This window comes from Bradyrhizobium cajani, from assembly GCF_009759665.1.
In the GTDB taxonomy this organism is placed as follows: Bacteria; Pseudomonadota; Alphaproteobacteria; order Rhizobiales; family Xanthobacteraceae; genus Bradyrhizobium; species Bradyrhizobium cajani.
The window spans coordinates 1-20753 of record NZ_WQNE01000049.1; the positions used below are offsets into that span (position 1 = coordinate 1).

Below are 20753 nucleotides of genomic sequence, written 5' to 3' on the forward strand. Positions count from 1 at the left end.
CAGGCGGAAGATGTTATCCAGGATCTTGGCGTTGTTCGGCTCCTGCTCGAACTTCACCAGCTGATTGTCGACGGTGTCCAGGCTCTCGCTGGTCTCCGTCAAAAACTCCCGCAACAGATCATCCATGAAAACAGGCCTTCATACAGGGAGGGCGCGCACGAGACGTGATGCGCCATTTCGGAATGGGGCCAGCTTCACCGCAAAGCGTTTAATATTGGTTGAGTATGTGCAAAAGAACGGAACCAACAAAGAGATAAGGCGCTCCGGACAAACCGAAGCGCCTCGTCAAGATTCGATTAACAGTCTGAGAGCGATGCGCGCGTTTACGAAGCGCTAACGATGATGGCTTCGCCTTCCGGTGCGAGCTTCACGGTGAGCCCGCAGGCCTGCGCCAGCAGCCGCGTATAATAAGGCTGAATCGCGTGCGCATCCGCGGCAGGCCCGCGCTCGCCGCTCAGGAGCTCGGAGATGTTCTGCGGCAGGCGCGCATTGTGTCCGGTCGCGGTGATGCGAAAGCTCATGGACTCGCCCTCGCCGATCGGATCGATCGTCAGCATGCCGCCACGCGGGATGGTGTGCTGGGCGACGACCAGCATGTTGAGCAGCAGCTTGACGCGATTCTTCGGCAGCAGCAGCCGCGGCAGATTCCACGTGATCGTGCACTTGCCGTCCTCGATGTGGCCGCGCGCCATGGTCTGGGCATCGCCGAGATCGATCTGCGCGCCGGAAGAGCCGGCCGCGCCGAAGGCAAGGCGGCAGAACTGGAGGCGGGCGGAGGCCGTCTTGGCGCTCTTGCGAATCAGGTCGAGCGCGAACTCGCGGTCTTCCGGCTTGGGATCGTCGTCGAGCACTTCGAGCCCGTTGACGATGGCGCCCACAGGGCTGATGAGATCGTGGCAGACCCGCGAGCACAGCAGCGCTGCGAGTTCGAGCATATCGGGAGCAGTAGCGGTACCGGTTGACGAGGTGCCAGACATTAAGGGGGTCCTGGAGGGTTCCTGGAATTGCACGGCGCGGACGCGGCGAATCACACATGCTTACGGATGCCGCGGGTTCTAACATTCGCAAGCCCGCGGCAGCTAGCTTGCGATCGGCTCGAAGCGGCCCTAAAGCCCAATCGAATCAATCGGGGCGAATCAGTCGGGAAGGAACGGAACTGCCGATGAATGAGGCATGCAGGTGAAGCGGATCATCGACGGCGCGGCCGCATCCGGCCTGATGGAGCCGCTCACCGCGCTGGTGGTGCAGGCGGGCGAAGCGATCCTCCGCGTGAACCGCGCGGCGATGCGGGTCGACGGCAAGCAGGACGGCTCGCCGGTGACCGAGGCGGACCTCGCCGCCGACCGCATCATTGCGGACGGCTTGGCGCAACTTGCGGGCGACATCCCGACGCTCTCGGAAGAGCGGACCCAGCTCGCCGCCCCGCCGTTTCATGGCAGCTTCTTCCTGATCGATCCGCTCGACGGCACCAAGGAATTCGTCGCCGGGCGCGACGAGTTCACCGTCAACCTCGCCCTCGTGACTGAAGGCGTGCCGCTGCTGGGCATCGTCGCCGCACCGGCGCTCGGCCTGCTCTGGCGCGGCATCGTCGGCCGCGGCGCCGAGCGCGTGCGGTTTGACGGCGCGACCATCGGTGCCGCCGAGCCGATCCACACCCGCAAGCTGCCGGCGCCGGGCGAGCCGTGGATCGCCGCGGTGAGCCGTTCCCACGGCGACCCCAGGAGCGAAGCGTTCATCGATCGCCGGCCCAATGCCGTCAGGCGGACGGTCGGCTCGGCCGTGAAATTCGGCCGGATCGCCGAAGGCAGCGCCGACATCTATCCCCGCTTCGGGCCAACCTCGGAATGGGACGTGGGAGCAGGTTGCGCGGTCGTGACCGCGGCCGGCGGCCGTGTCACCGACGGCCAGGGCGGCGAGCTCCGCTTCGGCGAGCGGCACGATACCGGCTTCATCATCCCGGCGTTCATCGCCTGGGGCGACCCGCAGGCGGCAGGTCACTACTGACTGAGCTGCTCCTGAAGACCCGGCCAGCGCTTGCCCACCTCATAGAGGAAGCGCTCCGGGTCGGCGGCGAAGGCGTCGCGATTGGCTTCCCGGCTGAACAGATAGAGCCGCTGCGCCGCGATCACGAAGAAGCGGGGATTGCCGGCGACGGTGACGCCGCGGGCAATATCGGCCGGATCATAGCCGCCAAATTGCGGCCCATAGATCTCGGGATGGGCCAGGAAAGAGGCCCGGTTGCCCTCGTTGCGGAAGCGCCAGACCGCGCCCCAGAGATTGGCCTCGAACTCCGCCGTCCCCTGCAAGGCGCTCCCGTCGACGAAATAGGCCACGGGGTCGAAGCCCTCGATGGCGACGCCCGTGAAACGGTTGACGACGATCCGCTCGGTGGTGGCGGCCTCTGCCGGCCTCCCCGGGCAGACGATCCAAATGCCCGCCAGCAGGCAGGCCAGGAGGCGGATCAAGGCAATTCCGGGGCGCAAAGGGCTATCTTCCTGCCGTTGTGCCGTCATAGTTGCTGCGGATAACATCCGAGTCGAGGGGACATCCGGCGCAGCCTAGAACCGTGCCTGTTGGCACCAGGTTAAGGACGTGATCGGTTTCGATACCAGGGGTTCTTTGATGACTTTCGCATCACGCTTCGCCGCGGTCGCGCTTGCCGCGCTGGTCGGCTGGATCGTGCCGGCCTCCGCCCAGCAGGCACCGCCGCCGAACCTGCCGCCGCCGCAGCGGACCCCGACGCCCAGTACCTATGGGCCGGACGAGCTGGTGACCGCCGGCCACCGCTTCTTCGGCAACGTCTCGCGCGGTCTCGCCTCGATCATCGAGAAGGCGGTCAGCCAATGGGGCCTGCCGAACGGCTATATCCTGGGTGAAGAAGGCTCCGGCGCCTTCGTCGCCGGCCTGCGCTATGGCGAAGGCACGCTCTACACCAAGAATGCCGGCGACCTGCGCGTCTACTGGCAGGGCCCCTCGCTCGGCTTCGACTGGGGCGGCGACGGCGCGCGCACCATGACGCTGGTCTACAACCTGCCCGCCACCAACGCGATCTACCAGCGCTTCGGCGGCATCGACGGCTCGGCCTACATCATCGGCGGCTTCGGCATGACGGCGCTCACCGCCAACAACATCGTGCTGGTGCCGATCCGCTCCGGGCTCGGCCTGCGGCTGGGAGCCAATATCGGCTATCTCAAATATACGCCGCGCGCGACCTGGAACCCGTTCTAGGCCTCCCCCTCCCGTCTGGGTACGGATCAAGGTTAACGACAGCGCGGGGCTGGCTTTTTGCCGGCCCGCCATGGCATTGTCGTTGGTAAATTTTTCCTTAGCTCTGGGAGTTCTGGCCCATGGTCGAACCGATCATGTACCTGGCGATCGGTTTCCTGCTCTCGATGCTGTGCGGGCTCGCCATCGTGCCGCTGGTGCATAACCGCGCCGTGCGCCTGACCACGCGCCGGCTCGAGGCCGCCACGCCGCTATCGATGGCCGAGATCCAGGCCGACAAGGACCAGCTCCGCGCCGAATTCGCGATGTCGGCGCGGCGGCTCGAGATGAGCGTCGAACAGCTCAAGAACAAGACCACGAGCCAGCTCGCCGAGCTCGGCAAGAAGAGCGACGCCATCAACCGCATGAAGATCGAGCTCGGCGAGAAGAACGCCACGATCTTCGCGCTGGAGGCGCGCGAGAAGGCGGTGAAGGAGCAGCTCCGCGCCACCGAGGAGGAATTCAACACCAAGACCGAGGCCCTGCGCGCCGCCGAGCATGCGCTGACCGACAAGCAGGGCGAGCTCGCGAAGATCAATTCCGAGCTGTCCGACCGTTCGATGATGGCGGAGAGCCGCCAGGTCGAGCTGGTCGCGGTGCGCACGCAGATCCAGGAGCTGAAGAATCGCGTCGGCGACGCCGAGAAGGAATTCGCCGCAACGCAGGCGCGGCTGGCGCAGGAGCGCCTGGAATCGGAAACCGCCTCGCGCGAGCTCGGCGAGGCGCGCGGCCGCGTCGAGAATCTGAGCCAGCGCGTCAACGAGCTCGATCGCCAGCTGATCGTGCAGGTGAAGGAGGCCGAGATGCTGTCCGGCCGCGTCGCCGATCTCGAAAGCCGCCTCGCCACGCAAGGCAAGCTGCTCGCCGAGCGCGACTATGAGAACAACCAGCTCCGCCAGGCCAATGACGGCAATGAGCGCATCATCAAGGAGTTGCGCGTCGAGATCGCCGCCTTGAGCGGCGGCAAATCCTCGGCCGCCTATGAAGCGCTCCGCACAGAGAAGGCCGCTCTGGAAGAACAGCTCCGGACCGCGCGCGACGAGCGGGCCAAGCTCCAGCGCGACATCAACGGGATCCAGCAGCAGGCCGAAAGCTCCTGGGCGACCGAGCGGATGGAGAATGCGCTGCTGCGCGAGCGCATCAACGACATCGCCGCGGAGGTCGCCAAGCTCGCGATGCAGCTCGAAGGCCCGAACTCGCCGATCGAGGCGCTGCTCGCGGCCGAGGCCGGCCAGCCTCCGAAGCCGGCGCCGCGCCCGGCCAATGACGCCGCGACCAATGGCGCGGCCGGGCCTACCCTGCCCGAAGGCGGCGGAACGCTCGCCGAGCGGATCCGCGCACTCCAGGCCCACGCCTCCCGCGCCCGCCAGCAGGGCGCGTAAGCGGGCCGAAACGCGGTTTCCTTACCGATTGCGTGACTTGCGGAAGGTTTTCCGCCCTAGCTGCGCCTGGAAACTTGACACCTTCGGCCCGCACTTCTAAATCGCGGGCTCCGATGTGCTGGCCGGCCGCAAGGTCCGGCCGCCTGCATGATGGTCCCGGGCGCATAGCTCAGCGGGAGAGCGTTCCCTTCACACGGGAGAGGTCCAAGGTTCGATCCCTTGTGCGCCCACCATTTCCCCTCTTCAATCAGTAAGTTAGCGACCTTGTTCCCTTCAAGTGTGCCCCGAAAAAGTTGGGGCACAGCAGGGGCATAACGCGCCTCGTGCAAAAATCGCTCTGCCGGGGTGCCCCTCACCGGCACCATTCAAGAGAGCCCGCAATGACCGTTGCACAATATCCGTAAGGATGTCGGCTGCAGCAACTATGATCGCTGGTGCTACCATGCCCGAGAAGCGCGCAGGCATGGCGCGCTGGGACAGCGCTCGTGCTCGCGCTCCTGAAAAGAAAGCCAACAGCACATTGATGAAGGCCGCGTGAGCTGCCGTATCGACTTCTTGCCGTTCAGCTTGCATTGTTCGAAACAATCGCCCAAACCGATTATTATAGGTTGGGGTGGAATAACTTGACTCCAGAAACAAAGGCTCGGCTTCTCGCCTCTATGAATGCGGGGCGGCTACTGGTGGTCTGCGGGGCAGGCCTGTCGATGGCGGCAGCAGTTTGCCTTCCGCGCGATCAGTGGCAGAGCAGTGCTTTGATAAGTACCGACTGGAATCAGATCCGAACTGCGATATCGCCTTGCGAGCCGACCTCGAGGCTCTCGCGGAACATTTCGCAGGGTTGAATACGCTGCAGTCGGTGTTCATTAAACACTTGGTCCCATGGCGGGCCTTTGTCCGACCCCCGAACGCGGGCCATGCCGCGATTGCTGATTTCCTCATAACCCGAGCGGCCATTGCCGGAATATCGAGCAACTACGACGCACTGATCGAGCGTCGGGCATGGGACTATGGGTCCGACTTTCAAGGCTCTCTGGACGGTGACGAAGCGACGGTCGATGCAACTCAGCACGGCCCATTGTTGAAATTCCACGGATGCTCTCATCGCGATCGCCTTTCAACGATCTGGGCGCGTTCTCAGCTGACCGAGCCAACGATTGCCGCGCGCATCCATAGAAGCAGAATATGGATGGCCGCGAATCTGCGGCAAAAGGATCTCCTGATCGTCGGGTTTTGGTCTGATTGGGAATATCTCAACGCCATCATCAGCTCGGCGTTGGAGAGCGTGCAGCCACTCTCGGTAACTGTGGTCGACCTCTCGCCGGCCGACGTCCTTCAGCAGAAAGCCCCTGAACTCTGGCAAATCGCACACGCTGAGAATGTGACATTCGAGCATGTTCAGGAGTCGGGCGCCGATGCGTTAGACGAACTGAGGCGCGCGTTCTCTGCAAATTACCTCCGTCAAGTTCTAGCCGCCGGCCGCGTGATTTTTGAGCAAACAACTGGTATCGTCTGCGATGCGGCTTGGCTCGACATGGCCAAATTCGATAGCGAGACGTTGTACGGATGGCGAAGAGACGCCGAAGGAGTGTCCACCGCCGAGCCGGCAACCCGAATACGCCCTGGCAATTCGGAAGCACTTGGATTCTTCCACCTTTTGCTTCGGCGGGCCGGTGCTACGCAGAGAGCGGATGGCTATGACCTCAATGGGCGTGTCATTCGTGTCATCAATGGCGCGGAAGCAGTCTTAAGCTCTCTCCGCGCCAAATTTGTCGAGCCTCCCGTCGCCATGACGGCAGACATCGTGGTCGCGGCAGGCGCTACGGATCTGGGTGTTCCGAGCAATGTCGTTCGCTCGGGGCGGCCGGGTGACCTCGTCCGGCCTGAGACCGGTGGAAGGTGGCTCGACTTGCCAAGTGCCCGGGCGGAGCTGAACATCTGATGGATATTCAAACTCAAGCCGAAATCGTCTTGCGAGACGCCCAATACGAGACGTGGACCTGGACCTGGACGGGACCAACCTCGCCGGTGACCTGTTTCGAGAGCGCGGCCCTGCTCGGGTTCGTCCACGTATTCGAGACTGCGAGTAAGCTTTTGGACGGGTGGAAGGCGAGCCAGCAGTCGTCACTGGCGCGGCATGCTCCCTCGCTCCGCGCGGCCGGCTCCAAGGCCTGGAATGTCTATTCGGTTTTTCTGACCAGCGATCCGACGGCTTCGCATACACGAGCCATAGAAAGAATAGAGGAGGACTTCTCGCTCACGCGCAAGATCGCCCGGGCGTCAGTAACCACGCCTGATGACGTAGAGCGCGCCCTTCTGCCGCTAATTTCTATCCGATCAAAGCCATTGCTAGGGGCCTCGAATTTCGAAAATCGGCTTCGAAGCCGGCTCAAGGACGTCCCGCACGATGCTGTCACTGCTTTTTTGAATGACACGCCAAGCATTGAAGTTGCCCGGATCTTAGGGGCAATCTCATGAGGCTCGATTTTATAGAGATCTCCGGATTCCGAGGCTTCCGGGATAAGGTAAGGGTGAGCTTCGGTCGAGGCTTTACGGTCATCACCGGCCGAAACGGCGTCGGTAAGAGCACTCTTTGCGACGCAGTTGAGTTCGCAATCACCGGCTCGATTGATAAATATGCGGTGGAGAAGGCGGCGAAGGAAAGTGTCAGTGATTATTTGTGGTGGAGGGGCGATGGCACACCAAACGCGCACTACGTCACTGTCTCATTCATCACCGATAGCGGGGAGCCGTTTACGATAACGCGCACGCGTGAATCTGGCTCGAATCGTTCGGAGGGCGAGATTCGCGCGGCTTTGTGCGTCGAGCCAGCGCCCGAGGACGCGCTCAAACAACTAACGCGCACATCGATCATTCGAGATGAGTGGATTGCCGCACTTAGCCTCGATCTAACTGAAACTGAGAGGTTCGACCTCGTCCGCTCAGCTCTTGGGGCACTTGAAGGTTCGGAGTCGGGAGCCAAGGCCAAGGAGGTTGTCGCCGCCGCCGAGGCGGCGCACACCCGGAACGATGCGGCATACGAAGCTGCGCGATCGAAATTATCTGATCGACTCGTTCAGCAGTCAGAGGCTCAAGCCACTCTGACCAGATCCGGCGATGTGGCAGCTGCCCTTCAGGTGGTCGCGGCCGCAGTCCCAAATGCACCCACGGAACTCTCGGCTCGGATCGCGGCAGGTCGGCGAGCCCTTGCTGATCGCCGCGGGCAACTCGGTCGGATGGGCGAAGCTCTTGTGCTCGGTCGGGACGTAGCACTTCGACAGCAGGCGTTCAACGCACCGGCCGCGGTTGCCGAGCGGCAACGGGCGTCAGATGCCTTGGAGCGCGCAAGACAGGCAAGGGACGCGGCCGAGAATGCAGTCGCCGAGGCAGAAGGCCGCTTGGCAAAAGAGGAAGCGACCGACGCAATTGCGACTTCCCTAACACTTCTCGTCGAGCACGGAGAAAAGCTGGGGCTTCATGATGATCGCTGCCCTCTCTGTGCAGCCACGCGCACGTCTGAAGAATTCGCTTCTGGCCTCGAAGTCGCCCGCCAGCGTATTGCGGCGTTGTCCTCAGAAGTTCGGACCGCACGCGAGGCCTTGGCGATCGCCAAGCTAAATGCGCGCGAACCCGCAGCGACTTTCCAGGCAGCTGAGGCCAAAGTTGCGGCCAACGCGGACGAGCAGCGAAGATTGCGGGCGCAGGAACTGGCTCACGTGGAATTCTATGACAAAGCAAGTCTGGACCACCGCTTCATCCAGGATCCTGACGGCTTGGAACAAGAGATCGCTCAAGAACGCGATCGACTCATCGAACTCGAACGGGCCCTTCTTATTCTTGATGCCTCTCAGTCTGTATCCCGGATGTCTTCTATTGAGGGCCAAGTCGCCGTGCTTCGAGACGAGATCGAAAAGCTCGCCGACGCGGTAAGTCGTTCCCAAGCTGCACTTGCATCCGCTCGCGAAATTGAGCGATCGGTCAGGCGCGTGAGCGCCGAGATCATCGATGAAAGGCTGGCCCAAATCAGCCCCCTACTCAACGAGCTGTATCAGCGCCTCCGCCCGCATGCCGACTGGAAAACCATCGACTACAGCATCCGCGGGGACGTTCGCCGGTTCCTGAGCCTAAGAGTTGGAGAGGGGCTTAATCCGCAATTCGTTTTCAGCAGTGGACAGCGCCGAGCCGCAGGCCTGGCATTCCTTCTATCTGTGCATCTGGCTCGCGCGTGGACGCCTTGGCACTCGCTTCTCCTCGACGATCCCGTTCAGCACATCGATGACTTCCGTGCTCTTCAGCTTGTGGAAGTCCTCGCCGCGCTTCGGCTCGACGGCCGCCAAATCGTCTGCGCGGTGGAGGATCCAGCGTTGGCTGATCTGCTGTGTCGGCGCCTGCTAAGCACGTCGAACGAAGGCGGGCGACGCCTCGATATAGATCTCGGTCCTCAGGGATCGACGAATGTTGTCAGTGATGTGGAAATTCCACCTATGCCTGTTGGGGTATTGCGTGGCAGTTCTAGCTTGCAGGTAGTCGGCGGCGTCTGAGGCGGTTGGCCATGATCTCCGGCGCTCGCGCATCATGCGTGAGATTGACTTGACGCAAGCATCTGAAATTTCCGACAGAACAGCCAATTAAGAGACTGTCGCACCACTGGGCTCATCCGACTGAAAGTGGCCATTCGTCGCACGATCATAGTGATTGCACCGCCTGATATCCGAACACGTGTTACTCGAACTTTACCAGGTCAACTGCGACTACAAGGCCATCGATCGATAGGTTCAAATCGGGGAGGCGCAACCACCGATACCGACATTCGGTTCAAGTTACGATCTGATCGAGGCCGCCTCCTGCGTCCCGAACGCAGTGAACATCTTCTAAGTCATTGACTTTCTTGACACCGCAAGCCCGCCGATCGCGTTCTGTTCACGATCGTTTCGTCCAATTCGTTGCGAATTCATTGCGGCATTCCTCCAGGAGAATGAGAGCCGACGACGAAATGGGATCAAAGCCATCGCTAACAGTGCGCTGATCGGGGGCGCCACGACCGAGTTGGGCGCCGGCGCCGCCGATCGCTACCGGACGGCGGTGACCTCGGACGGAGGCGGACTGCGGCTCGATGGCATGAAGTATTACGAACTGGCACGCTATACGCCGATAACTTGATCGTAGCGGCTGACCAGAGCGGCAAGCGGATCGCCGTACTCGTCGACACCAATCAGCCCGGCGTCAGCATCCACGACGATTGGTATGGCTTCGGCCACCGCGAGCGGTACAACTGATTTCAAGAATGTAGCTGTCCCCGAGGACCGAATTCTTGGTCCCAGATTTAGGACGGAGAGCCGGTTTTTTGGAACGGCATATGTTCAGCTGGTCTTGCTTGCGACCCTCGCTGGAATTGCGCGGCGCGTCGCTAGCGACACGACGGAGTGGATTAAGGCGCGAACCCGCACGTTCACGCACGCCGTTGCCGACCTGCCGCGGAACGATCCCTGGTGCAACAGGTCATCGGCAAGCTTTTTCAGCGCTGCTTTTGGTGCGCGTGCAGCAGTCCTCGCCGGCGTCGACGAGCTCGCGAGAACACTCGACAGGCCGCTAACAGGACCCGCAACAGCTTGATGCGTCTGAGCTCGCGGCAGCACAGGCACAGTTGTCGTCTCTCGCCGCAACGACCGAGCTTTTCGAGGTCGGCGGAGCTTTCTCTGATCTCCGAGAACTCGCGATCGACCGGCATTGGCGGAACGCGCGCACCATCGCCTCACACAACCCGGTGAACTCAAGCTCCGCGCGATCGGCGGATATGAATTGAATGACGAGCCCTGCTATACGCGTGGAGCGCAGGTATCCGAGCGACACGACAATACAGCAGCTAACCACTGGCTTTTCGGCAGCTTCATGCTTTGCCAGGCGAGGCCGCTCGGACCCCCGTGGATGCGATTGCCGCGGACGTCGACCTCACCATCTGCGACGGGAGCAAAGGACGCGGTGAGCGGCCGTGCTCACCGTGTCTCGGCGAAACTGCCGGCGCTCCTGCTGTAGGAAGGCGAGATGCTCGCCTGGCCGATCTGCCTGTTCTGGTCCGCGGTGAGACTTAGCCTCGCACTTGTTCTAATTGGCATTGCAAGGATGCCAGCCACCCGATAAACGATCCCCTGCAACCTTGCTGGCTGCTTTTCGGTGGTCGCCAGGACTGGGCCTGTAGCTCAATGGTTAGAGCCGGCCGCTCATAACGGTCTGGTTGCAGGTTCGAGTCCTGCCGGGCCCACCATTATTTTCGAGGGCGGCTTGCGGGCCGTTGCAGGTCTTGGTGCTTCCCTCAATCCACGTGTGTCGGGAAGGAATTCCGTTGCAGTCCCCCGGATCGAAGAAGGCAGCCGTCTGCTTCATGTCCGCTATGAGCTTCCCGTTCTTTTGGGCCTGACAGAATTCCGGATGGTCAATCCAACGGTTGATGGTGCGCTCATCCTTCTCGAAAAAGGCGGCTATCTCGGCATCCGTGGCGCCGAGACGGCAAAGCTTCGCGGCCTGGTCTGCAAACTCAGGTTTGTAATCGGAGGGACAGCCGGCTTTTTGCCACGCATCATTATGCGCACAGTGGAGGGTTAGTTGGCAATCATACCCGTTCTGTCTTTTGAGAGATAAGCAACTTTGCATCGGTCGGCTTTGAGACGTCTCGGACGTAGAACTCTCTAGCGTATTCAATCGGCTCACGCACATCTTTAGGCAAAAAGCTGATCAGTGCTTGAATAGCTCTCCAAGCATCGTCCTTCAGTTTTGCCCACGCCGGCATCCGTCCCGGCACCGTCCAGGTGTTCTCGCCATCGCGATACGTCGCCGGCCGCTTAGGACGCGCTGTGGATGGCTTTGATGTGACGAGCGCACCGACCTTCTCGACCTCCGCCAAAAATGCTCTTTCTGGCGCGCGGTCGCTGCGCTAGCGCTGCCAGCTTCCCGGAAGAAGAGCCGGGCTGCGCACAGGACTGCCGGCATATCAGCAGCGGGCTCGTCGTTCGCTGCCATTCCGGTTATCATCATTACTGCCAAGCCAAACCAACTTTAAACAACACTACGACGCAACCGAACGCGAACAAGCACGGCTAATCCTCGTCAAGTTCACCAGCCTTTTCAATATCTCGCTGGATCCCCTTCCCGCTCATAACGGTCTGGTTGCAGGTTCGAGTCCTGCCGGGCCCACCAATATTTTCAAGGGTGTGCGGACACCGAAAGACTGACTCGATTCCGCTATAAGAAGTCGGAATCGACCAGGCACCTTGTCGATGAAGGTACAGCCACCTTTCTCCTTGACCTTGCTCTGAGCCTTCATCGACTCGTCGGAGCGGATGTAGTTGTTGGCCAGCGTGTCGTTGACCACCTGCAGGCCCATCTGGATGGCCATCTCGTCGGACGATGCGCAGTATTTACCGAGCAGGAACTCCAGGACGAAGACCGGCACATTGGCGCCGACCTTCACCTTCCGGACGAGGTCCTTACGGACCACCTTGCCAGCGAAAGTGCGATTGACCTTGTCGTCGAGAGCGTCGCGTGCGGGAACGTTACTCATCACCTAAACTCCCAAACGAACGGGAATGTCTTTCTTCGAAACGTACAGGACGGCGTCGGTCTCGGCGTCCAAAACCTGGATGCGGACGTGTCTGACCGTGTCGTCGGTCAAGATGAAGCCGACGTTCGCCTTGACGGCGGGCGGCAAGGTCAGAACGCCCTCCGCCAGCTCTGCGCCGGTCGCAATGGCTGCGCGGGCGACCGGCCGATCGTCGGATATGCGATCGCGCGAACCTTGCGGGCGCCGGCGAAGAGGTCCTTGGACGCCGCCCCCAGCTCGATATGAACCGTGAAGATCCGGTTCGTAACCGCGTCGAAGTCGTGGGTGAGGATTACGGCGTCCTTTTCGGCCTTGGCGCTCCCGTCGACCTTCAGCTTCACGGCGATGACGGGAATGATCATTTCCTGAAGCGAAGTGCCCCCATGGTGATAGCAGAGATCCCCTCCGCTCTTGAAGACGGAGGTGCTGGCGGGGAAAGCAAAATCGAGATCGGTCGCGTAGCCGAGCTTCGCCCCCGGCACCCTGACGGATCCGGCCGGCGTGGCACCGCCGCGGCCGACCCAACAGCGACGATGCAGATCGATCGCATCGCCGCCGGGCGTGTCCAGGCGCATGGATGGGTCGCGATCGGCGGCGAAGAAGAGATGGCCGTGGTCGGCGGCCACGACGGCCTCTCCGACCCCAATGGCCGCCGGACGGCCGAGGCACCGGGCGAGGTCTTCGACGACGTTGTCCATGAGCCGGCGGGCATACGTCGTCGTGGTGGCGTTTTCGCCGGCGGCGTCGATCTCCGTGGAGCGGATAATGATGACCTTCGAGTTCCCGATCTTCTTCTGCAGCGCCTTCGTGCTCATCGAGATCACCTCGTCGAGCGTAAGGTCGACCAAGTCGGGAATGTGCGACTTCAGAAACTTCTGGCGGGCCGAAAGATCCGGCAGGAAGGTGCCGTCGATCGAAGCGCCGAGCTTATCCTTGTTCGAGACGACCGAGAAAGTCGCGGAGGCTCCCGGCAGCAGCGCGGCCATGCCGACGGGCGTGATGGAAGGAAGCGCAGCCAACGCCGGATGCATCTGGACTTCGGAGGCTCGCGTGGTCAGCGGCATCTTCTACCGACTGGCGATAGGCAAGCGCGCGACACCAAACGCCAAACGCCCGTGCCTTTGCCGCGGCGGCTCCTCACGCACTTGCGGCGGTGGTCGCGGCTGGGAATCTCAAAGAGCCACTTCGTGGAATGGAACGGCCAGCCCGTTGCTTCTGTAAAGACGGGCTTCGCTTCAGCGGTTCGATTGGCAAAGCCCGATGTGTCTCTTGGCAACGTGACGCCCCATACGCTGCGGCACACCGCGGCAAGGTGGTCGATGCAGCGTGCGGCGCCGATGTGGGAGGCCGCCGGCTTCCTAGGTATGAGCGAAAAGACGCTTCGCGAAACCTACGGCCATCACCATCCCGACCATCTGCGAGTTGCCGCGAACGCTAGGCATCGCAATGTCGCGAATTTCTGGTTCAGGACACTAAAGCAGAATGAGGTGGGCGTGCTGGCATCTGCTCCTTTTTTGATCATTGCCATGCGTCCGCTGCCGGCGAGCCCGGGTGGATGGTCTCGTTGTCGATGAGTTGGCCCGACACTTCTCGAGATTACCGCCTACGAAGAAAACGGCCAACGAAGCCCTCCTCACCCAGTGAACCCGGAAAGATACCGAGCCATTTTGATGGCGAGGACACAATGACGCTCGCGCCTGCCATAGGCAATCCGCTCCTCCCGCCCGGGCGGCAGTCGAAAACCCCGGCTGGAACCTGGGGTTTTCTTTTGTACTATTATAGGCACCAACTCTCGTAAACTGCCGCGGTGCGATCAGTACAGAGCACCTCACGGATTGAGCCGAATTGGCTTCGGCTTCATTCCGTCCAAGGCTCGATCGTAAGCCGCAGGTGTCGGTTGGTCTGCGCTCCTGCTCCACCTCAATGGATTGGTGGAGATCTCAGGTCACATAAAGTCTCCATCCGAGTCGGAGTCTGATGAAGGTTCATCATCGCTCCGCGTTTTGACTTTGGAGAGATACGCCGGAGAATTGGTTGCGCGCTGCCATTCACCATCCCTATATCTCCACTGTCTGGACTGGGTGGGATCAAGTACCATATCATTGCCATCTACATCAACGAAGCCCATTTGTTCTGCACGGGCTCTCGCTTCGTCATTAGCAGGACGCCAGTTCACCAGCGGCCGTTCGCCGTCTCGCCGTAGTTGGTGCTCGAGCAGAATGTCGCCGGCGTTGCCGACGAGCGGATGAGCAACTTGAAAATCCACGATTGATGTGACGTGAGTTCGTCCGGGGAACTGCTCTCGCCACCCTTGGCTGGTGAACTCAGTCTCCATAGGAAATCCGGCTTCCGTTCTTTGGAGGCCGACGCTCCTATTCCCTAGTTGGTAGCTGTAATATCGGGCGGCATCAGAATCCCTTCGGATCCCGAAACTTGAAGCGACATCCGCGGTGCGCCTAGCTCTCTCGGACACAAATTCTGAGTATTCCTGCGGATTGTTGGCGATATTATTGATTTCATCACCATGAAAGCTCCTCACCCGTTCCCGGAATTGGGCTTGGTCGATCTCAATAATGGGAGGTCTTGAAGTGAGGTAATAACTCGGCTCCGAGGATGAGCTGGCACCCGAATCCTGCAATCCCATTCTACCGAGCGCGTCCGCGAAATCGTCGGCATTCCTGTGCTCCGAGGAGCTTGCGTAATGATACTCATCATCGGATGGAACATCCGACCAATTGTTAATTCGACCGTCCATGACGACCACACTCCTATGGCTGTTGCATTGTGTTAAGGTCATTAGACCTGACTCCGCAGATAAGCAGCTTGGCTGTCCGTAAGCTGACGGCAAATAAAACGGAAAACTAAATTCGCTGAGACGATAGGGCGAGCCGGCGAGAGCGCGCAGTTCGGCGCCGCCGGCATCCCGGTCAAGGCCAGCTCCGAGAGGCGCAAGCCCGTCTGGGCCGCAACCAGCAGCAAGGCGTGATCGCGGCGACCAAGCCACGTCGTTCGATCGGGCGCGGCGAGAACGGCCTCGATCTCGGGGCGCGTCAAGAAGTGAACCTGCCGCTTGTCATGGTGCTTGCTCGGTATGGCGAGCACGCGCTGGATCAGCGCACTGTGTGCCGGTTCCTCGAAGGACACGAACCTGAAGAAGGATCTGATGGCCGTCAGACGCAGGTTACGCGTCTTCACGCTGGCGCCGCGCTTTACCTCGAGATCGGTGAGGAACGCGTCGATGAACGCTGCATCCAGATCGGCGAGCGTCAGCGCCGATGGGGACTTACGCAGCCGCGCCTGTGCGAACATGAACAGCAGCCGGAACGTGTTTCTGTAGGAGGCGATCGTGTTGCCGCTAACATTGCGCTGGCGTATGAGGCGCTCGGTGAAGAAGCGCTCGATCAACGTGGCGACATTGCAGGCGGGCTTCATGGCGTCACCTCCCATCGCCGATCGAGACGCCGCGCCGCTTCTTCCATCAACTCGGGGCAGGCCGAGAGATACCAGTAAGTATCGCGACACGCAGGCGTGGCCGAGGTAAGTGGAGAGGACTGGGAGTTGCTGCTCGACGTCCTTGCCTTCGCGATACCAGTCGAGCAGCGTCCGGATGGCGAAGCGATGACGGAAGTCGTGCACGCGTGGCCCGCTACGATCACCTGGGTGCCGCAGCCCGATCTCTCTGGACAATCGCCAGAAGACGCGATGAACGTACTGGTGCAGCAAGCGGCCTCCCTGTTCGGCAACGAAGAAGGTCGAGCCGCAGCGTGATCCGAGCAGCGCATCGCGCCGATCGGCGTAGTCGCGCAGCGCAGTTCTCCTCGTCGGATGCAATGGCACGAGTCGCGACTTGCCGAACTTGGTCAGCCGGACCGTCAGCACGCCGGCGTCGAGGTCGACGTCATCACGCTCATATGCGCACGCTGTCACCGCGATCAGCCCGAACAGGGTATGGTAGGTCCATCGGCGCAGCCCGTCCGCTGGCGGCAGAGCCAGCGCCGCCATCAGCATCGCATCGATCTCCGCGTCGCTGTAGACATAGGGCTTGGCGTGCTTCCATCCAGGCAGCATGCCGACGGGCGGCACCTCCGTTCTCGGATCGAAGTTGGCGACATGGCGCGCGAACCCGCGCACGTCGCTCAATCGCAACGACCAGGATGCATGACGATCGGGCGGCAGCGTTGCCCATTCCATTGCCAGCTTCGTCGTGATGATGCTGGCTTTGCGCTTCTCCATGAAGGCGACGAAGTCGGCGAGCCGACGGGTCTGGTGCTCGTACTTGTATCCCAACCCCTTGCGCATGCTCAGGTACTTATAGAGTGCGGAGCGCAGATCGGTCATTGCACGCCTCCCGGCCCGGGCAGGCTCAATTCTCAGCGCATCGATGTCGACCTCGCGTAGATCCGGGTGGTGTCGTGGTTCTCGTGCCGCAGCAACTGTCCGATTTCCGACAAGGTCGCCCCAGATCGGAGAAGCTCTGTAGCGAGGCTAGCGGAAGATATGGGCGCCGCGGTGGGCGCAACCTTCGATTCCAACGCGATCGAGAGCGGCCTTGGCGATCATGGTGATCGCGCATCCGGAAGCAAACCCGACGTGTGGCGCGAGTGTGCGGACGAACAGCCGTCGGCACGACGACTTTGAAGGCCATCCTGCATGCCAACCTCATTGCGACTGCTTCGTTAACACGAACGCTGTCGTCGTCCCTGGTCGGCCCAACGCCGCTGGTGGGGAACACTGGCCGATCCCGCTCCGAGGGGCCCTCTTGGAGTCTGGTTCGGCATTCGCGCGAGCGACCCTCGCTCTCGTTCCTTCTAGGCTTTTAGATGAGCGACTTCGGCCTTGGCTGCACGCCTCCTAAGCGCCCTTTTCCATCGCTACCGTCTTCTTATCGGTGCGCTTGAATGAAAGATGTTTCAGCGGGGCAGCACAGGCTACGCGCGACACTTGAGCGATCAGACAGGTCTGGCACGATGTCGCTGTCCCTTGCGGTCACATCTGACGCTGATTGCTCCTCAGCGCGGCGTGAAGTTCCAGGTAGGGGTCTTCAAGATCCTGGCCAGCTGTCCGGTTGAACCAAATGAGCGGATGTCTCATGCGCCTGGCTTGTTTATGCCCCCTCCCGCGCAAGTGTCAGGCGCCAAGCACGCGGCCCTGCAGGCTGGCTTTAGCTTTTCATACCTTCGCGACGATTTGCCATGGTAGTGCAGGCGCAACGTTCGGGGCATCGAGGCTCACGACAGCAGAGCTTAACCAATGCGCAGGTTTTCTGCCGATGTTTTGCCAGGGCGCCCGGTCCCTCGTTCGTAGCTGATCTTGCCTCCCTCTGGCAGTTCGCTCAGCCCCGCTTTCTTGACCGCAGATATGTGCACGAACACGTCAGAACCGCCTTCATCTGGCTTGATGAATCCATAGCCTTTGATTGCATTGAACCACTTCACAGTCCCCATCGCCAATTTTGTATCGCTCCTTGATAAAAAACGCTCGCGCACTGGGTATAGCTGCATTCGCTCCACCGCAACGGAAATCGCAACAGGATCGGAATCAAGGGATCACAACGACCCTTCTCGCCCATTTGTACGCATCGTATCCGATGCACGTCGCCGGCGTCGACAACCGGCAATGGATGTAACGAGTCCATCGGTCGTACAGTCAAGATCGGCTTTTCGTTTCGCCTAAGCCTCACGCGGGGCGGCACCCGCGCCATAGGCAGGAAGACGAAAGGTGGATCAATCGGCTGTTCAAGAATTCATGACGGGCGGCATCATCCTTTTCGGAAGATCGCCGCGGCCAGCACAACAAGCTCTTACACGTGAGCGATCGGTCTGTCGTGTAAACCGCGGAGCATTGCTCGACGACAGCTCGACTTGATCTCGTCACGGCTAACAGTGTTGCAAAGTCCCGTGTCTTGGCTTCCAAAGAGGAGACGTGGATGACACACTGGCACCAAGGAGCTTGATTGTCGACCGCACACCTGTAGAGCCCCGAAACCTCGCGATCGCAGGACCGCTTCAGCACGACGCCGCCAGTGTTTGTCGTCGCAGAACATTCCCTTCACGTTCATGCAGACGAACAGCATCTAATGGAAGAAGACAATGCGACACGTGTCCTGTATAAGAGCCCGTAGGCCGCGCTCCACATTGCCCATTTGTCGCCGTCTGTCGATCACTTTCGATGATAGCTTGGTATTCGGTGAGCCGCGCAAAGCATTCAAGCGCAGCGAACACGCTTCTTCAGATCTCCGCACCGCTCGACTTGGGCCACTCAGCGGCCACCGATGACGCTTTCTGTCGTTCTATCCACCCTGTCGTTGGTGGAATGTACGGATCTCGACATAACGCTTGAACCGCACGTGGCGTCAGATTGTAGGATCTTAACGCAGGCGCGACCGTGTCTGGCCACCCAACGGCTTCCGGCTAATGAGAATCGCGAATGTCTCACAATCTTTTGCGCACTTTCCGCCCCAGCCTGTCCCGGAGAACTTCCACGAAAGGTCCGTCGCCCCTTCAATGCCCCCCGGTTTCCTGGCTTGATGCGCTGGGGATTAGAGACTTTCGTCAAATACATCAGCCAGCGGACGGACGCGGCTCTTCGCCTGCAGCACCTACCAGAGAGATTTCACCCCGCGCTTGTCGGATCTTTGGCTCCAACGAGAAGGAGCTTGCGCATGTGGCGCTCGGTTTCAGCGAAGGAGCGAGAGAAGACCATCCTTCCGCGATCATCGTGCTGATCGCCAAGGAAGCCGATGACCATGCCAACGAAATATCAGCAGGAGCGCGCGCAGTTGATCAACAGTTCCATAAGTAAGCAGGCCGGGCCGTCCGTGATAAAGCGTCAATGGCGACCTACGGCTTGAGAGAGCTGCGCGTTACGACCTCTTGCAGCTCGAATTCGACCATCGGAATTCCGAGTCCCTCGGCCCGCAGGCTCCGAAGCAATTCAACTCTTCCAAGCCGGCACCCCATGGGCGGGCCGCCGTCGCACCTGACGACAGCGCCGTTAAACGAGGCCTAAGTCGGCTTGGCTTTTGACGAAGATGTGGAAAATGAAGCAATTGCCCTTTGATACAGTTTTGATCGCTAATAGAGGTGAGATTGCTGTACGTATCATCAAGACCCTACGCAAGCTCGGGCTTCGCTCTGCAATCGTGTACCACGAGATCGATGCGGACACTCCCGCGGTCTCGATGGCCGACGCTGCTATACCAATCAGCGGGCGTACACCCATTGCGGCATATCTCGATATCGCCCAGATCATCGCTGCTACTCACAAAGCGCGGGCCGGCGCCCTTCACCCTGGCTATGGCTTTCTATCAGAGAATGTCGAGTGCGCCCGCGCGGTTATAAAGGCTGGCATCACCTTCATCGGTCCGGCTCCCGAAAGCATAGAACTGATGGGCGATAAAATTCGCGCTCGCGACTTCGTCCAGCGGAACGGATTTCCGGTCGCACCTTGCGCAGTTGAAGAAGACGATCCAGGGACATTCTTATCTCGCGCGCGAGCAGTCGGAGCGCCTTTGCTCGTCAAACCTTCGGCGGGCGGCGGTGGTAAGGGAATGCGGATTGTGCGCGATCTCGGATCGCTGGAGGACGCGATTGCGCAAGCTCGCAGTGAGGCTCAGCGATACTTCGGATGCAGTCGGCTTTATGTCGAACGATACATCGAACATCCGCGGCATCTCGAAGTTCAGGTGCTCGGCGACACGTTCGGACACGTTTTGCATCTTTTCGAGCGGGAGTGCTCGGTCCAACGACGATTCCAAAAGATAATCGAGGAAACGCCCTCGCCAGCGTTAACCTCCGATATGCGTCAACGATTGTGCGACGCCGCGGTCGGAATCACGCGTGCAGCCAACTATCATAATGCCGGAACTGTTGAGTTCATTTTTGACGGAACAGAGTTCTATTTTCTTGAGATGAATACGCGCTTACAGGTCGAGCATCCAGTGACCGAATTGATCACCGGCATCGATCTTGTTGCCGAACAAATCTATGCCGCCGCCGGCTGTAAACTCGGATTCTCGCAATCCGACATCTTGCAAAGTGGTCATGCGATCGAAGTCCGGTTGTGTGCAGAAGCGCCGGAACGAGGGTACGCACCCACAACCGGCAAGATACTTATGCTCGAGTATCCGGAGGGCGACGACATACGGATCGACAGTGGCATCTCGGAAGGTCAGAGAATTACGACCGCATTCGATCCCTTGCTCGCTAAGATTATCGTGCATTCGCCCACACGCTTGGAAGCTGTGCAGAAGGCAGGTCGCGCTATCCGGGAATTGGTACTTCTCGGCTGTGAAACAAACGCGAGCTCCCTGGCGCGCATCCTCGCGGACGAGGGCTTTCTACGCGGCCAAGTTCATACGGGATATCTCGACGCGAATCCGTTGCTTGCAGAGAGTGGCTCGGGGGTCGCACTGCCGCCCTTCTTGGCAGCAGCCGCTCTGCTGACAAGACAAGTCCGAGACTCCGCGGATGCTGTACCCGAGCTTCACGCGGCGCTAGGAAGCTGGAGAAATTGAG

General features: G+C 60.5%; 18 protein-coding genes, 2 tRNA genes and 3 pseudogenes. 13 read left to right on the forward strand and 10 right to left on the reverse strand.

All coding sequences use genetic code 11. The features are described 5' to 3' along the window. Positions 1–323 precede the first annotated feature (323 nt). Positions 324–977, reverse strand: coding sequence for a histidine phosphotransferase ChpT (chpT, locus tag GPL20_RS35145; protein ID WP_157336759.1), 654 nt, complete (start codon positions 975–977; stop codon positions 324–326). A 196-nt stretch (positions 978–1173) separates the two neighbouring features. Here chpT and cysQ point away from each other — a divergent pair, with 196 nt between their 5' ends. Then, complete coding sequence (gene cysQ, locus GPL20_RS35150) at positions 1174–2004, forward strand: 3'(2'),5'-bisphosphate nucleotidase CysQ (RefSeq protein ID WP_157336762.1); 831 nt, start codon at positions 1174–1176, stop codon at positions 2002–2004. On the opposite strand, the gene GPL20_RS35155 is transcribed toward cysQ, so the two are convergent. Continuing rightward, positions 1998–2483 (reverse strand): YHS domain-containing (seleno)protein, encoded by a 486-nt coding sequence (locus GPL20_RS35155; protein WP_157336763.1) that lies wholly within the window; start codon positions 2481–2483, stop codon positions 1998–2000. The two genes, cysQ and GPL20_RS35155, sit on opposite strands and share 7 nt — an antisense overlap. Positions 2484–2622: 139 nt before the next feature. Between GPL20_RS35155 and GPL20_RS35160 the strand changes: the two genes are divergently transcribed. From GPL20_RS35160 to GPL20_RS35185, 6 genes are all read left to right on the forward strand, one after another. Further along, positions 2623–3228, forward strand: coding sequence for a DUF1134 domain-containing protein (locus GPL20_RS35160; protein WP_157336765.1), 606 nt, complete (start codon positions 2623–2625; stop codon positions 3226–3228). A gap of 119 nt (positions 3229–3347) precedes the next feature. Beyond that, positions 3348–4646 carry a coiled-coil domain-containing protein gene (locus GPL20_RS35165; protein ID WP_157336767.1) on the forward strand — a complete coding sequence of 433 codons (1299 nt, stop codon included), beginning with the start codon at positions 3348–3350 and terminating at the stop codon, positions 4644–4646. A 158-nt stretch (positions 4647–4804) separates the two neighbouring features. Continuing rightward, positions 4805–4879, forward strand: a tRNA-Val gene (locus GPL20_RS35170). A 503-nt stretch (positions 4880–5382) separates the two neighbouring features. Beyond that, positions 5383–6585 (forward strand): SIR2 family protein, encoded by a 1203-nt coding sequence (locus GPL20_RS35175; protein ID WP_254126004.1) that lies wholly within the window; start codon positions 5383–5385, stop codon positions 6583–6585. Continuing rightward, positions 6585–7121, forward strand: a complete 537-nt coding sequence (locus tag GPL20_RS35180) for a hypothetical protein (protein ID WP_157336769.1) — start codon at positions 6585–6587, stop codon at positions 7119–7121. Before GPL20_RS35175 ends, GPL20_RS35180 begins: the two co-directional genes overlap by 1 nt. Further along, positions 7118–9184 carry an AAA family ATPase gene (locus tag GPL20_RS35185; protein ID WP_157336771.1) on the forward strand — a complete coding sequence of 689 codons (2067 nt, stop codon included), beginning with the start codon at positions 7118–7120 and terminating at the stop codon, positions 9182–9184. Before GPL20_RS35180 ends, GPL20_RS35185 begins: the two co-directional genes overlap by 4 nt. A 600-nt stretch (positions 9185–9784) precedes the next feature. Here the strand turns inward: GPL20_RS35185 and GPL20_RS35190 are convergent. Then, entirely contained in the window at positions 9785–9925 is a 141-nt protein-coding gene (locus GPL20_RS35190) for a hypothetical protein (RefSeq protein ID WP_157336773.1), read from the reverse strand. 347 nt (positions 9926–10272) lie between these two features. On the opposite strand from GPL20_RS35190, the pseudogene GPL20_RS40345 reads away from it, so the two are divergent. The 3 genes and pseudogenes from GPL20_RS40345 to GPL20_RS35205 all read left to right on the forward strand — a co-directional run. Next, positions 10273–10446: pseudogene (locus GPL20_RS40345) on the forward strand (hypothetical protein); the annotation flags it as partial. 383 nt (positions 10447–10829) lie between these two features. After that, positions 10830–10905 (forward strand) — tRNA-Ile (locus GPL20_RS35200). Between the two features lie 17 nt (positions 10906–10922). Beyond that, positions 10923–11243, forward strand: a complete 321-nt coding sequence (locus tag GPL20_RS35205) for a hypothetical protein (protein WP_157336775.1) — start codon at positions 10923–10925, stop codon at positions 11241–11243. Between the two features lie 7 nt (positions 11244–11250). On the opposite strand, the gene GPL20_RS35210 is transcribed toward GPL20_RS35205, so the two are convergent. The 3 genes from GPL20_RS35210 to GPL20_RS35220 form a co-directional block, all read right to left on the reverse strand. After that, positions 11251–11541, reverse strand: coding sequence for a hypothetical protein (locus GPL20_RS35210; protein WP_157336777.1), 291 nt, complete (start codon positions 11539–11541; stop codon positions 11251–11253). 249 nt (positions 11542–11790) lie between these two features. Continuing rightward, positions 11791–12198, reverse strand: a complete 408-nt coding sequence (locus tag GPL20_RS35215) for an anti-phage BREX system Lon protease BrxL (protein ID WP_246251201.1) — start codon at positions 12196–12198, stop codon at positions 11791–11793. A gap of 149 nt (positions 12199–12347) precedes the next feature. Beyond that, positions 12348–13301, reverse strand: coding sequence for a PglZ domain-containing protein (locus GPL20_RS35220; RefSeq protein WP_157336779.1), 954 nt, complete (start codon positions 13299–13301; stop codon positions 12348–12350). 123 nt (positions 13302–13424) lie between these two features. On the opposite strand from GPL20_RS35220, the gene GPL20_RS40205 reads away from it, so the two are divergent. Next, on the forward strand, positions 13425–13811 hold the full coding sequence (locus GPL20_RS40205) for a site-specific integrase (RefSeq protein ID WP_205751230.1): 387 nt from the start codon (positions 13425–13427) through the stop codon (positions 13809–13811). Positions 13812–14182: 371 nt separating this feature from the next. Here GPL20_RS40205 and GPL20_RS39770 read toward each other — a convergent pair whose 3' ends face one another. From GPL20_RS39770 to GPL20_RS35255, 4 genes and pseudogenes are all read right to left on the reverse strand, one after another. Continuing rightward, a complete protein-coding gene (locus GPL20_RS39770; RefSeq protein WP_283812245.1) occupies positions 14183–14992 on the reverse strand; it encodes an effector protein NopP in 810 nt (269 codons plus the stop codon). 179 nt (positions 14993–15171) lie between these two features. Further along, a pseudogene (locus tag GPL20_RS35240) lies at positions 15172–15669 on the reverse strand (tyrosine-type recombinase/integrase); the annotation flags it as partial. A 231-nt stretch (positions 15670–15900) separates the two neighbouring features. Then, a pseudogene (locus GPL20_RS40210) lies at positions 15901–16575 on the reverse strand (site-specific integrase); the annotation flags it as partial. A 905-nt stretch (positions 16576–17480) separates the two neighbouring features. Continuing rightward, on the reverse strand, positions 17481–17738 hold the full coding sequence (locus GPL20_RS35255) for a cold-shock protein (RefSeq protein WP_157336783.1): 258 nt from the start codon (positions 17736–17738) through the stop codon (positions 17481–17483). Positions 17739–18900: 1162 nt separating this feature from the next. On the opposite strand from GPL20_RS35255, the gene GPL20_RS35260 reads away from it, so the two are divergent. Continuing rightward, positions 18901–19038 carry a hypothetical protein gene (locus GPL20_RS35260; protein WP_157336784.1) on the forward strand — a complete coding sequence of 46 codons (138 nt, stop codon included), beginning with the start codon at positions 18901–18903 and terminating at the stop codon, positions 19036–19038. Positions 19039–19276: 238 nt separating this feature from the next. After that, on the forward strand, positions 19277–20752 hold the full coding sequence (locus GPL20_RS35265; protein ID WP_157336786.1) for an acetyl-CoA carboxylase biotin carboxylase subunit: 1476 nt from the start codon (positions 19277–19279) through the stop codon (positions 20750–20752). Position 20753 lies beyond the last annotated feature (1 nt).